The organism is Peribacillus sp. Aquil_B1 (assembly GCF_022603275.1).
Classification (GTDB): Bacteria; Bacillota; Bacilli; order Bacillales; family DSM-1321; genus Peribacillus.
The window spans coordinates 1-13,085 of the sequence record NZ_JAKXEE010000002.1 but is presented as its reverse complement, the minus strand read 5'-3'; the positions used below and the strand labels follow the sequence as shown (position 1 = coordinate 13,085).

The following is a 13,085-nucleotide window of genomic DNA, read 5'->3' as shown; positions in this document are numbered from 1 at the left end:
TAGATGGAACCTTTGATGCACGATTAAACTATGGATGATTAAATTTTATAGAGCTAGATTGAGCACTTTGATAAGGATAGATTCCTTTAAAGATAGGAGGAGTTCTGACCGCAAAATTGAAGTGAGTAATCTGTGCTGTATTAGGAGGAGCAAGTTAAGAGTTTTTTTGTATTATAAGAAGAAACTCGGTAGAATATATGAAGATTGTATAACGGATAATTGTATCCAGCATGTTATGGATTTTTTAATACCCATAAACGACATTGGGTGGGCGCCAGAATGTAAGTTGGGGCGAAGTAAAATGAATTCGACTTTAAAAGCAAGGGAGAACCCATATGTAATGAGGTTCTCCCTTAGACGTCATCCATGAAGGTGTATAGGCCTTGAACAGGGTTGATCATGTTCCCAACAACTATCTTCAATAATAATATGGGGGATTGGGCTGGTATTGATAGTTGTATGCCGGGGCAGTATACACTTGGTTATCATAGTGATTAATATATTGAGGATATTGCTGCATCTCTTCATCTGCTCGATGGCAGTTGACTGGCGGACCGATGAATGTTGATGGCTGAACCGGTGCAATTGCTTTTTTCCATTGGTTTTCATCCATGCAATAAGTATGGGCCATAATATTTGCAGGCGTTAATTTCAATATATCGGAACCGAGGATCACCTCAGGTGTTGGTGCATTAAAAATGGCGAGCAAATGAGTATTATCCGTATTAGCTATTTCATAATGCCACCAACCTTGTGGGACGTTGGCTACTTGACCGGGTTTAATGGGATAATTTTGTATTTGCTTTGTAAAAGGATTCAGTAATGAAACGGTTGCCGCTCCAGAAATGCAATACACGAGCTCTGCGGCATTTTGGTGATAATGCGGTTCTACGACATTGTCCGTACTAAGGTAAATATCTAATAATGAAACATTTTCGAGTGTGTTCAATTGTTTGATACCTAATACATTTATATAGTTTTGATTGTCTTTTTTCATTAAATTGCTTTTATTAATATCGAAAAAGTATTGTGTGGATGGTGAAGTATAGTCCATATAGGAGACCATGAATTATCATTCCTTTTTTTAAGACTTGATTTTTCAGGATATGTTAGATCTCATTTTAGTGTGCAATAACCCAGTGGGCTATTTGCCTATGGAGCTAATAAATACTGTCATTGAATGAATGATAGGCAGTGACTTCGTGTAACGAATAAGCCAAAAATCGATGGTTATTAGAAAAATATTATTTTTATATATTTTAAAACCTAATCTACTAAACTGAATTTTTGATATAATCAAACTTTTGATGAGCGTAATTTTCCCATTGCATGACTTTAAATTACAGTGATATAATGTTCTCTGTGATTTTAAAGTTTAACATAGGAAGTGGCTAAATTGTCGAACAATTCAAAAGAGAGTAAATTCGTCCCGTACGTCTCTGCATCTAAATCTCTACCGGAATTGACTGCAACTGCAATCATTCTAGGGATCATTCTTGCAATCGTATTCGGGGCGGCAAATGCATACTTAGGCCTACTTATTGGTTTAACTGTCTCTGCTTCAATACCCGCGGCGGTAATTTCAATGGCTATATTAAGAGGGGTTTTTCGCAGGGATTCAATATTAGAAAACAATATTGTGCAAACGATGACCACGGCAGGTGAGGCTATTGGTGCCGGTGCTGTATTTACCATTCCGGCATTATTCATGTGGGACATGGACGTGAGTCAAGCATTCATCATTTTCGTTGTATTAACTGGGGGATTTTTAGGGGTCTTCATGATGGTTCCCCTTCGCCAGCTTTTGATTGTAAGGGAACATGAAACATTGCCTTATCCTGAAGGTACGGCATGTGCCGAGGTCCTGAAGTCAGGAGAAAAGGGTGGTACAAGCGCCAAGCTAATCGGAGCCGGTTTGGTTATCGGCGGTGTGGTTAAAGGGCTTGGTGATGGGTTTAAGCTTTTCAAGACTGAGGTTGAAACAGGAATCACGAATTTTAAAAATGCAGTGGTTGGTCTTGATGCCTTTCCATCCCTTTTGGGTGTAGGTTATATTATTGGACCGCGTGTTGCAGGACAAATGCTAGGTGGGGGTTTATTAGCCTGGGTTGTTCTAATACCGGCCATCAGCTTTTTTGGCGGAAGCAATGGAACGGCGATTTTCCCTTCTGATGTACCGATCGGTGAATTGGATGCATGGGGAATTTGGGATAATTATATACGTTATATTGGTGCTGGTGCCGTTGCAACTGGCGGATTGATCACATTGATCAAAACATTACCTATACTTTTCAGTTCAGTTATTGATACTTTTAAAGGCGTAAAAGCCAATAAAGGACAACTAAAATCGGGTTCTATCCGTACTGAACAAGACATACCGGCTAAATACGTTTGGCTGGGAACGATCATCGTTATTTTAATCATTGCTTTCACACCTATAACAGATGTAGGAATCATTGGTGCGATTGCAATCGCGATTTTTGGATTTTTATTCGTGACAGTGGCTTCAAGGGTTGTTGGGATCGTCGGTAGTTCTTCTTCCCCAGTCTCAGGAATGACGATAGCCACACTATTGATTGTAGCGATTGTCTATAAAGCAACTGGTTTTACTGGTACGACGGGAATGGTAGCCGCTTTAACGGTTGCCGCGATCATTTGTACAGCACTTGCGGTTTCAGGTGATGTTTCCCAAGATCTAAAAACAGGATATATCGTCGGCGGAACACCATGGAAGCAACAAGTTGCCATGATGATCGGTGTTGTTGCGTCAGCTTCAGTCATTGGTTTTATCCTGGTTCTGATGGATAACGCATATACGATGGGTTCTGCAGAACTGCCTGCACCTAAAGCGGCACTAATGAAAATACTTGCTGAAGGTGTCCTTGGGGGAGATTTACCTTGGACTCTTATCTTTATCGGTGCGGCTATTTCGATCACATTAGAATTTTTCGGTCTAAATTCACTTGTTGTTGCTGTCGGCATTTACTTGCCGGTTCATACTAGTGCCCCAATCATGATCGGTGGATTTATTCGTTTCTTCGTTGAATTCTTCGCGAAAACAAAAGAAGCGCTTAAAGCACGGGTTGACAGAGGTGTATTATTTGCATCTGGTTTAATAGCGGGTGAATCATTGATTGGTGTACTTATTGCCATATTGATCGCAGCAGGTGTCCAAGTTCCGGCTGCGGCTAAATTAGCCAGCAATTTGCTACCTTTCCTATTATTCCTTGCTCTAGCTGGATTGCTATGGTTCATATCCAGCAAAGGGAAAAAAGAAGATGCTTCGTAAACGCCAATCAAAAAAGAGGAACCTGTTAACCATGGTTCCCCTTTTGGAAAAACGCGTCACTATGGTACAAGAATCTTCGGAAGCAATTTTTTTGGTCATTCAAAGGACCAATTTTGTGGAACGAATTACCATTCGTTTCTTTAAACAACCATCAGTCCGTAAAATTAAGCTTGATAAGTTTGGGGCATATGCCATTAAACAGATGGAGTTCCAAAGAAATGTAAATCAGATTTCTGAAGCGATGAGTGAACATTTTGGTGAGGAAGCGGAACCAGCCTTACCTCGCTTGATGAAATTTCTGGAAATTCTTGAGGCTCATGAATGGATCATATGGAATGATGAAGAAGAAAAATGAAAAAAGCTGAAGCACTTTTTGATGCTTCAGCTTTTTTCTGTTTTAAAATTGGTGAATTAAACTTTTTCATAGGTTTACAGATTCTAATAATCGGCATGTTTACAAAAAATGAACTGCGAGTATAATTATTTGTAACAACTTTATATATGGTGTATTCTTGTACTGTTAGTCATGAAAAAATATTCATATTTTTGAAGAGCGGGTGGATTATTATGAGAAGAGTACAAGGTAAAGTAGCATTAGTGACAGGTGGAGCTTCAGGTATAGGGTTATCCATATCCACACTAATGGCTAAAGAAGGCGCAAAAGTAGTGATTGCTGATTTTAACGAAGCAGGAGCGAAAGAAGCGGCAGAAAACATAAAAAAACAAGGTGGGGAAGCGGCTGGAGTATTCTTGGATGCTGGGCAAGCAGATTCCATCCAGGCAGCAGTCGACTTTACCATTGAACAATATGGAACGGTTACGGTACTTGTTAATAATGTGGGTTTAACGAACCTGCATAAAGATCTGGATGTCGTGAATTTAGATTTGGAAGAATGGGACCGACTTATGGATGTGAATTTAAAAAGTGTGCTATTGGGAAGCAGGTTCGCGATTCCTCACATGATTAAAGCGGGAGGAGGTTCGATAATCAATACGGCCTCCATGGCTGGATTTACAGGTGACTCCGTACGATCTGCATATGGTGCGTCCAAAGCGGGGGTAGTGAATTTGACCCGTTATATCGCTGCACAGTATGGTAAAGATCATATTCGTTGTAATGGAGTGGCACCGGGCCTTATTTTAACTCCGGCAGCGAAAAATAATATGCCTCCGGCCGTACTCGATATTTTTGCCAAATTTAATGCATTGCCATATCATGGTGAAGCGGATGATATCGGTTATACCGTTCTATTCCTTGCATCTGATGAGTCCAAGTTCATTACAGGTCAGACGATCCAAGTGGAAGGCGGTCATTATATGGCCAACCCAAGCATCTCTGATTTTAATGAATATGTAACTAAAGCAAAATCCAATTAATTGTCTGGACATTCCTATAACAAAACCTTACCCTGGATTAGATCAACTTATTCCGGGGTTTTTAGTTAGGAATCCCTTTATTGAAAAACCATGAAGCAGGTGCATTAACAATGGAAGAAACGAATTATGACGAAATGTTGAACATCAAAACGGAAGGTGAACAAAAAAAATTCAATGATTCTTTGCATTATCACCGATACGAACCTACGCCTTACAGCGCATTAGAACATTTATTCAAAAAATATGCACTGAAAAGAAATGATCGCATTGTGGATTTTGGATGCGGTAAAGGACGCTTGAATTTTTTCATCCATCATTTATATCAATCATCTGTGGTTGGCGTGGAGATGAATGAAAATTTCTATAAAGAAGCGATCGACAATCTAAATGGCTACATGAAGAAAAGGAAAAACAACAATAACAATATAGAATTCCGGTGTTGTTTGGCGGAAGAATATGATATTGATACGAAAGACAATCGCTTTTATTTCTTTAACCCGTTCTCGGTACAGATCTTCATGAAAATCATCAATAACATATTACTTTCCTTTGAAAAAGAACCGCGCCAAATCGAACTGATTTTATTTTATGCTTCACAGGATTATATTTTTTTCCTCGAAAATCAAACCGCCTTCGAACTGAAAAACGAAGTGATGTTACCTGGCTTGACTGAATCTAATCCTTTTGAGAAATTCGTCATATACCAACTGTTAAATTGAATGGATACTCGTTTTTTGGTGATAAAAGCACCCAAGCAATCTTTCATTGATGCTTGGGTGCAAAGAGTATCTAAAGCAAATTGTGAATCATTATAACCACTTTTATCTTTTAGTTTTATGCTCTTCCATTTTCACTTTGTTTGTAGGGAGCGAGGTTCTAGCTTATAGTTTGTAAGCCATAGTAAACATAAAAAAATTAATTCAAATGCATTGGTAACAGCTGAGCTTTCTATGGGATTAGGTATGGCACTTCCAACTATCATGATTATGACCCCTAAAAGCATCCAAATCCAACGTGTTCTTATATATATGTTGATGCTAATTACCAATAATATAAAGGTTACTATAAGCACCATGAAAGGCGGGCCTGAAGATTCCTCACTAACATATCTTAAAACTCCATACTCGTAGATTGGTACAAATGTCTTATGCATATTTTCAATAAATTCATAGATGATAAGTCCAGCTGTAAGGAAAAGGAAAAAACAGAGTGCTATCATTTTTTTTGTAAAAGGAATATGTATTCTTTTCGCCATTCCCCATCCAAACAAGATCAATGTGGGAGTGATAAATCCATGACTCCAGAAACGTAAAGCATTTAATGACTCTAACAAAGGGCCATCACCAATGAACTTTCCAGAGGCAATAATTAAGTTATCCACGATAAGCCCGAAAGTAACTAGAAGAAGAAAGCTTGAATACGAAAAGAGTTTACGGTCCTGCCGAAGTAACATTATTCCCATGATAAAAAGAATAATATAAACAATTGAATAACAAAAATATAAAATAGTATCCAACTACTTACCCCCAATTTTGTTTTTTCATACTATATATATATCACAAGAAATAACTTTAAATATAATTTTAGTTTAAAGTGAAATTCATATTCAGGAAAGATTGTAGGTTACACCTAATAAGGTGGGATATATAGCACAGAAACAATATGTGATAATCCAAAAGAAGAAAATAAATAAGCACGCAAACTGAGATTAAGGAAAGTCTATATACTCGTATAATAGCCAGCTCATTTCGCACCTTTTTTCTTTTTTAGTCTAAATGGAGATGACTTATCCGTCTACATGAGGAAAATGAAAAGCAATACTAGTATAGTGAGGTATAAAATGAAAAAAGTTATTAAATATATTCTCGTTAGTATAATTCTATTAATGATTATCGCTTTCGGCGGCTTTTACATATGGTCAGAACAAACATACAAACCATCAGATGAATTGTATGAGTTAGTTGGAAGGGGGAATATAACAAAGGAAAATGGGTTTGTTACATTCGAACCGACAAAAACCAAGAAAGTGGGCATTGTCCTGTATCCAGGTGCTAAGGTTGAGCCCGAAGCATACGGCTATTATGCAAAAGAATTAGCGAAAGAGGGATATACAGTCGTTATCCCGGATATGAGGTTCAATTTCGCTTTGTTTGATAAAAATAAAGCGGTGGAGGCTAAAGATGCATATCCAGCTGTGGAGAAATGGTACGTTGCCGGACACTCGTTGGGAGGAGTAGCCGCTTCCACATATGCCTATGAAAATCCAAAAGAGGTAGAAGGAATTATCCTCCTCGGTTCATATCCCAGTAACTCGAATGACTTTTCAAAAATGAAAGTTCCTATGCTATCGTTATATGCAGAACATGATGGGCTGTCTACAGTAGAAAAGATTGTGAAGACAAAGCACTTACTATCTAAAGAGGCAAACATGCATAAAATAACAGGGGGAAACCACGGTCAATTTGGTATATACGGAAAGCAAAAGGGAGATAATGAAGCGACTATCTCAGCAAAGAAACAACAAGAAGAGATGATAGCTGTCACAAAAAAATGGCTTGATCAGAATGAGGACTAAGTAAATTTCAGCTACGATTACAACAGTTATCGTGTTCCTTCAAATTGGTTTGTAGGTGGCATTAACCACCCTTAATAATCGGGATTGCAATGATAAACTGATTGTTTTTTGGAGATAAACAAGTAAATATTAAAAGCACCCAAGTTATCTTAATGAATGTATTTGTAAGTGTGCAAACAATTATCCAGGCTCGCAAAGAAAAGAGGCGATCTTTATGATTGCCACTAGAAGAAAAACGAGTTTGCATGCAGTTGTTTCAGTTGATTTCAGAAATCCGCTCCCCTTTCTCCCGACTGTCTGCAAAGCCTCATCAATGCTATCGGCTGTGGGTTCTCGGAGTGTCGCAAATCTCTTCAATTCAATGAGGGTTTCATCCATAAAAAGGTAAAGCGTAAAAGGTAAAAAAGTCTCTTATAAAATCATGATTCGGTGTGAGAGCATACTGAATTAGAATCAAAGTGCCGTAGTACTCAAAAAAATGTGCTGCCTTAATTAATAAGGCAGCCGTCTTTTTTTATATAATAATATTCAATAGTTCCGCTCGATGACAAAGTGCGCACGATCGGCTCTAAAGAGAGTTTTAGAGAATTCAATGACCGATCCGTCATTCTCATATGTGTATGTTTCCAATGAAAAACAAGGTGAACCGTTCGGTACATCCAATTTGTCAGAAATGGAATCGTCGGCAAGTGAAAACTCCAAGTGTTCGACTGTTTTTTTTACTTTTAAATTGAATTGTGTCTCAAGTACTTTAAAGAGTGATCTTTCACAGGCTTCGATATTAAGCCCAGGTGTTTTATACCAAGGGAGAAAGGCAATTTCATATTGAAGGGGAATGTCGTTAACGTAACGTATCCGTTCCAGTTTGTTTACGGGGTCTCCAATATTTTGTTTGAAAAGCTTGGCAAGGGTAGCGTTTGCTTCAATCACCTTTAAGCTAATGACCTTTGTAGAAGGGTTTTTTCCTTGCATCGTGACTTGCTCAGAGAATTTTTCAACCGTGCTTGAAAGAAATTGCTTCACTTTATTCTCCGAAACGAAGGTCCCTTTGCCTTGAACACGGTAGATGTAGCCTTCGACGTTCAATTGTTGTAAGGCCGTACGAACTGTTGTCCTGCTTACTCCGTATATTTTACAAAATTCAGCCTCGGTCGGTAATTTTGTATTCGGTTGATATTCGCCATTTTTTATGAGATCGATAATCGATTCCTTAACTATGGAATGCAATGCCGCTTCTTTATTCATAGTCTCCACAGTGATTCCTCCTATGTTCATTCCCAATCTATACATATAGATTATCTTGGATAAGTTCAATAATCAACTTTAAATCGAAAATTTGTAGTAACAAATTAAAAATTGTGTTGATATTTTTTCAATTTGTAACTACAATGTATGTATAGGGTAATAATACCCATTTCATAGCCTTTCAAGGGAAGTGATAAAACAAAGTAACATGAGTGTACACAAAATGCGGTTTAGACTTACTTAAAAATACTGAATAATCAATCATTAAAAAGGGGGGGTAATTTCAATGAATATCTTATTATGTTGTTCTGCAGGGATGTCTACTAGTTTATTAGTTACCAAGATGGAGGAAAGTGCTAAAAAACAAGGGGTAGAGTGTCATATATGGGCGGTTGGTTCTACAGAAGTGAACAATGAAATAGATAAGGCCGATGTGATTTTATTAGGTCCGCAGGTTAGATATCTTCTTTCTAAGCTCCAGGAAGCGGGAAAAGAAAAGGGAATTCCAGTCGCAACCATCAATCCAATGTTCTATGGACTATGTAATGGTGAAGAAGTGCTAAAACAAGCCACTACTTTAATAAAAGGAGAATAAGGATATGATGACTTTTATTGATAAGTATATTATGCCTGGGGCGGTAAAGGTAGGAAATAACCGGCATTTGCTTGCGATTCGTGACACATTGATTGGAATGATAGCGATTACAATGATCGGGTCATTCGCCGTCCTGTTTAATAATCTCGGGCAAGTCATCAAGCCTTATGGAAGAATGATGGAGGCCATCTTCGGTCCTGCATGGAATACGCTCGGCGGTGATATTTGGTTTGGAACCTTTGCATTCATGACGGTATTCGCGGTATTCGGCATCTCTTATAAATTGGCACGATCATATGATGACGATGGTTTTGAAGCGATGCTGGTATCCGCAGCCTGTTTCTTCTTATTATTGCCTCAAATCGGAAATGTCACTTTAACCATCGACGATAAGGATGTAACAGGCGGTGCATGGGGTTTTGTAAGCGTTAACTATTTTAATGCTACAGCCCTGTTTACAGGTATTGTCGTTGCCTTGATTGCCACTGAAATCTTTGTGAGACTTTCCCGGGTGAAATATTTAGTCATCAAGCTTCCTGATGGGGTACCTCCTGCAGTTGCCCGTTCGTTTGCAAAGTTAGTGCCGGGTATGGCAACGATCTTTATCGCTGGAGTATTCGGACTGCTATTCCGTAAAGCTACGGATGGGCAGGTACTGAATGACTGGCTGGGCAAAGTGATTGTATCTCCATTACAAAGTGCAGTAGATTCATTGCCATTCGCTATTTTACTAGTATTTCTTGTTCATTTATTATGGATGATCGGTTTGCATGGACCCAATATCCTTGGTGGAATAACGACACCGCTTTTTGAAAGTTCGGGAGTGAAAAATATCGATTTATATGCACAAGGCGTCAAAGACATGGACCAATACGGGGTATTGGCTGGTTCTTTCCTGGATGCATTTGTTTATTTAGGCGGATCTGGTGCAACATTGGGCCTCATCATTGCCATGATCATTGCCGGCCGGAAACGGTATAAACAGATGATTGCACTCGGAGGGGCACCAGGGGTGTTCCAGATTAACGAACCCATTCTTTTCGGTTTGCCTATCGTTTTGAATCCAATGTGGTTCATCCCATTTGTTCTTGGCCCGGTAATTACAACGGTGATCTCTTATATTGCGGTAAGCAGCGGAATGGTTTTCCCGATCGTTGCTAAGATTCCTTGGGTTACCCCTCCGATTGTTGGTGGATTCCTGGCCACAGGCGGGCATGTGTCTGGAGCGGTCTTGGCTGCGATCAACTTAGTCATTTCAACAGCGATTTATTTACCATTCGTTTATGCTCAAGTGAAGATAGATACCAAAAATAAAACAGAGCTTACAAAAGATTCAGAAACGCTAAGCGTTTAAGAAAGTAGTGATGAAAATGGAAAAAGAAGAATTATACCAACTATCCTTTCAATTGATTTTATATAGCGGGAATGCGAGAAGCTTTGCAATGGAAGCGATGCAGGAAGCAAAGAAAAGGAATTTTGATTCTGCCCGCGAGAAAATAGCCGAGGCTGAAACGGAATTACTGCAAGCCCATAAATACCAAACCCAATTAATTCATGCTGAAGCGGGCGGGGATCATTTTGATCTTCCCATAATCCTGGTGCATGCCCAAGATCATTTAATGACAGCGATGACTTTAAAGGATCTTGCAATTGAAATGATTGACCTACGCGAAGAATTCCTGCATGCGGATGCTGTGAAGGAGAGGACTGCTGAATGAACAAGGGGCTGAAGATTGTCACGATTGGCGGAGGTTCGAGCTATACGCCTGAACTGATCGAAGGTTTCATCAAATATCATGAAGAACTTCCCGTAAGTGAAATTTGGCTTGTGGACATCGAAGCGGGAAAGGAAAAGCTTGAAATTGTCGGGAATTTGGCAAGAAGGATGATTGAAAAGGCTGGTGTGAATATTGATGTCCATCTCACGCTAGATAGAAAGAAAGCGCTTAAAGATGCAGATTATGTAACAACCCAGCTGCGGGTTGGCCAGCTCGCAGCAAGGGCACTTGATGAAAAGATTCCATTGAAACACGGAGTGATCGGACAGGAGACGAATGGACCTGGCGGGCTTTTCAAGGCTTTTAGAACGATTCCCGTCATTTTGGATATTGCTCATGAAATGGAGGAATTATGTCCGGAAGCATGGCTGATTAACTTCACGAATCCTGCAGGAATGGTAACGGAAGCAGTTCTGCGTCACAGTAATATTTCCAAAATCATCGGACTTTGCAATGTGCCGATTGGTATGGAACGAGGTGTTGCGGATTTGATGGATGTGGAGCCATCAAGAGTCCGGATAGACTTTGCTGGCTTGAACCATATGGTTTACGGATTGGATGTATTCGTTGATGGCGAGAGTGTCAAAGATCAAATCATCAATTTAATTACGGATCCAGCTAAAGCTGTCACGATGAAGAATATCCATGCAATGGGCTGGGAGCCGGAATTCCTTAGAGCGTTAAACCTGTTTCCGTGTCCATACCATAACTACTATTACAAAACGGGAGATGTGCTGGCCCAAGAATTGAAGGATGCAGAAAAAGGGGAAACACGTGCAGAGGTCGTTCAAAGACTTGAAGCAGGTTTATTCGAGTTATACAAAGACCAGGAGCTGGCTATCAAGCCGCCGCAGTTAGAAGAGCGCGGAGGTGCGTATTACAGCGATGCGGCTGTGCGGTTGATTTGCTCGATGCATACGGATAAGCGAGATATTCAAGCGGTAAATACGGTCAATCATGGTGCGATTGAAGGCATTCCTTACGGCTCGGCGATCGAAACCAGTTGCGTGATAACTAAGGATGGTCCTAAGCCAATCAATGTAGGAGAGCTCCCTGTCGCTGTCCGCGGATTAATACAGCAAATCAAATCCTTTGAAAGGGTAGCCATTGAAGCTGCAATTTCAGGGGACTATGATACTGCGTTGCTTGCCATGACGATCAATCCACTCGTTCCAAGTGACCGGGTTGCCAAACTTATCTTAGACGAAATGCTGGAGGCACATAAAGCTTATCTGCCGCAGTTTTTTGAAAAAAAGGAGTTGCAGGATAATTTATCATGATTGAAGTCCTTGTAAATGCAGATGATTTCGGGTTAACTAAAGCGGTGAATTATGGGATTTTGGATAGCCACAAATATGGAATTGTCAATTCGGCAACGATTATGATGAATGCGAAAGCAACGGAGCATGCGATTGAAATCGCAAAGAAGACTCCATCATTGAAGGTAGGTATACACTTAGTGCTGACATGGGGAAAACCTTTGTTGAGTGATGTTCCGAGTTTGGTTGACGAATCAGGTTTCTTTAAGAAGCAGGGGTTGGTATATGGGGATCCTGCCGGTATTTCCTTGAGCGAATTGGAGAGGGAGTGGTCAGCACAAATTGAAAGATTCTTGGAATTTGGTCTATTCCCGACTCATTTCGACAGCCATCATCATGTACACGGGATCACAGCATTTCTACCGGTTATTAAAAAGCTGTCAGATAAATATGGATTGCCAGTGCGTAATGCCGGAACGCACCTTGCTGGGATTCAAACCGTTACAGATGTTTTCCTGGATGATTTTTATGGAGAAATGGTGGTTGAAGAATACTTTCAAAACTTGAAGGGGAGGGTATTGGATGGGGCGAGCGTGGAGATAATGACCCATCCTGCTTATATGGATGAAGAATTGATGGAAGTCTCCTCATATAATGATAAACGTTTAAAAGAAACCCGGATCTTGACAAATGCAAAATTACCTGAGGGATTTTTCCTTAGATTCAGCATCAACCAGGTTAACATTTGATTTCGTTAAATATAGCCCTTTAATTGCAAAAGAGGACCATTCATCCAAGTGATGAATGGTCCTCTTAAATTTAATGAGGCTATATCTTAAAAATTAATAAGCCAAGCTGAATAGGGCTTTGATGTGTGATAGATAGCGAACATTACTTGCTTCTTTCATCAATGTAGCCGGAAGGCCTTTAAGGGACGTGTTATTGGCCCCAACCGTTGCCACCGCAT

Annotated in this window: 13 protein-coding genes and 1 pseudogene; 10 read left to right on the top strand and 4 right to left on the bottom strand. The window is 39.7% G+C overall.

The genetic code is table 11. The features are described from left to right. Nucleotides 1–418: 418 nt before the first annotated feature. Nucleotides 419–1,066, bottom strand: coding sequence for a cupin domain-containing protein (locus MPH60_RS13740; protein ID WP_241591276.1), 648 nt, complete (start codon nucleotides 1,064–1,066; stop codon nucleotides 419–421). 330 nt (nucleotides 1,067–1,396) lie between these two features. On the opposite strand from MPH60_RS13740, the gene MPH60_RS13735 reads away from it, so the two are divergent. The 4 genes from MPH60_RS13735 (at nucleotide 1,397) to MPH60_RS13720 (ending at nucleotide 5,385) form a co-directional block, all read left to right on the top strand. Beyond that, nucleotides 1,397–3,289 (top strand): OPT family oligopeptide transporter, encoded by a 1,893-nt coding sequence (locus MPH60_RS13735; RefSeq protein ID WP_241591278.1) that lies wholly within the window; start codon nucleotides 1,397–1,399, stop codon nucleotides 3,287–3,289. Next, a complete protein-coding gene (locus MPH60_RS13730) occupies nucleotides 3,279–3,644 on the top strand; it encodes a PqqD family protein (RefSeq protein ID WP_241591280.1) in 366 nt (121 codons plus the stop codon). The genes MPH60_RS13735 and MPH60_RS13730 overlap by 11 nt, the downstream gene beginning before the upstream one ends. 212 nt (nucleotides 3,645–3,856) lie before the next feature. Further along, a complete protein-coding gene (locus tag MPH60_RS13725; RefSeq protein WP_241591282.1) occupies nucleotides 3,857–4,666 on the top strand; it encodes an SDR family NAD(P)-dependent oxidoreductase in 810 nt (269 codons plus the stop codon). Nucleotides 4,667–4,776: 110 nt separating this feature from the next. Beyond that, nucleotides 4,777–5,385, top strand: coding sequence for a class I SAM-dependent methyltransferase (locus tag MPH60_RS13720; protein ID WP_241591319.1), 609 nt, complete (start codon nucleotides 4,777–4,779; stop codon nucleotides 5,383–5,385). Nucleotides 5,386–5,516: 131 nt separating this feature from the next. Here MPH60_RS13720 and MPH60_RS13715 read toward each other — a convergent pair whose 3' ends face one another. Next, nucleotides 5,517–6,182, bottom strand: a complete 666-nt coding sequence (locus MPH60_RS13715) for a hypothetical protein (protein ID WP_241591284.1) — start codon at nucleotides 6,180–6,182, stop codon at nucleotides 5,517–5,519. Between the two features lie 324 nt (nucleotides 6,183–6,506). On the opposite strand from MPH60_RS13715, the gene MPH60_RS13710 reads away from it, so the two are divergent. Beyond that, nucleotides 6,507–7,241, top strand: coding sequence for an alpha/beta fold hydrolase (locus MPH60_RS13710; RefSeq protein ID WP_241591286.1), 735 nt, complete (start codon nucleotides 6,507–6,509; stop codon nucleotides 7,239–7,241). 528 nt (nucleotides 7,242–7,769) lie between these two features. On the opposite strand, the gene MPH60_RS13705 is transcribed toward MPH60_RS13710, so the two are convergent. Further along, a complete protein-coding gene (locus MPH60_RS13705) occupies nucleotides 7,770–8,486 on the bottom strand; it encodes a GntR family transcriptional regulator (protein ID WP_241591321.1) in 717 nt (238 codons plus the stop codon). A 286-nt stretch (nucleotides 8,487–8,772) separates the two neighbouring features. Here MPH60_RS13705 and MPH60_RS13700 point away from each other — a divergent pair, with 286 nt between their 5' ends. The 5 genes from MPH60_RS13700 to chbG are packed head-to-tail and all read left to right on the top strand — an operon-like array spanning nucleotide 8,773 to nucleotide 12,867. Further along, nucleotides 8,773–9,081, top strand: coding sequence for a PTS sugar transporter subunit IIB (locus tag MPH60_RS13700; RefSeq protein ID WP_048684685.1), 309 nt, complete (start codon nucleotides 8,773–8,775; stop codon nucleotides 9,079–9,081). Nucleotides 9,082–9,085: 4 nt separating this feature from the next. Further along, nucleotides 9,086–10,435: a PTS sugar transporter subunit IIC gene (locus MPH60_RS13695; protein ID WP_241591289.1), complete on the top strand. Its 1,350-nt coding sequence runs from the start codon at nucleotides 9,086–9,088 to the stop codon at nucleotides 10,433–10,435. Nucleotides 10,436–10,451: 16 nt separating this feature from the next. After that, nucleotides 10,452–10,799 (top strand): PTS lactose/cellobiose transporter subunit IIA, encoded by a 348-nt coding sequence (locus MPH60_RS13690; protein WP_241591323.1) that lies wholly within the window; start codon nucleotides 10,452–10,454, stop codon nucleotides 10,797–10,799. After that, entirely contained in the window at nucleotides 10,796–12,139 is a 1,344-nt protein-coding gene (locus MPH60_RS13685) for a 6-phospho-beta-glucosidase (protein WP_241591290.1), read from the top strand. Before MPH60_RS13690 ends, MPH60_RS13685 begins: the two co-directional genes overlap by 4 nt. Beyond that, the gene (chbG, locus tag MPH60_RS13680; RefSeq protein ID WP_241591292.1) at nucleotides 12,136–12,867 is read left to right on the top strand and encodes a chitin disaccharide deacetylase; all 732 of its coding nucleotides are present in this window, start codon (nucleotides 12,136–12,138) and stop codon (nucleotides 12,865–12,867) included. The genes MPH60_RS13685 and chbG overlap by 4 nt, the downstream gene beginning before the upstream one ends. 93 nt (nucleotides 12,868–12,960) lie before the next feature. On the opposite strand, the pseudogene MPH60_RS13675 reads toward chbG, so the two are convergent. After that, nucleotides 12,961–13,085, bottom strand: a pseudogene (locus MPH60_RS13675) (NAD(P)/FAD-dependent oxidoreductase); the annotation flags it as partial.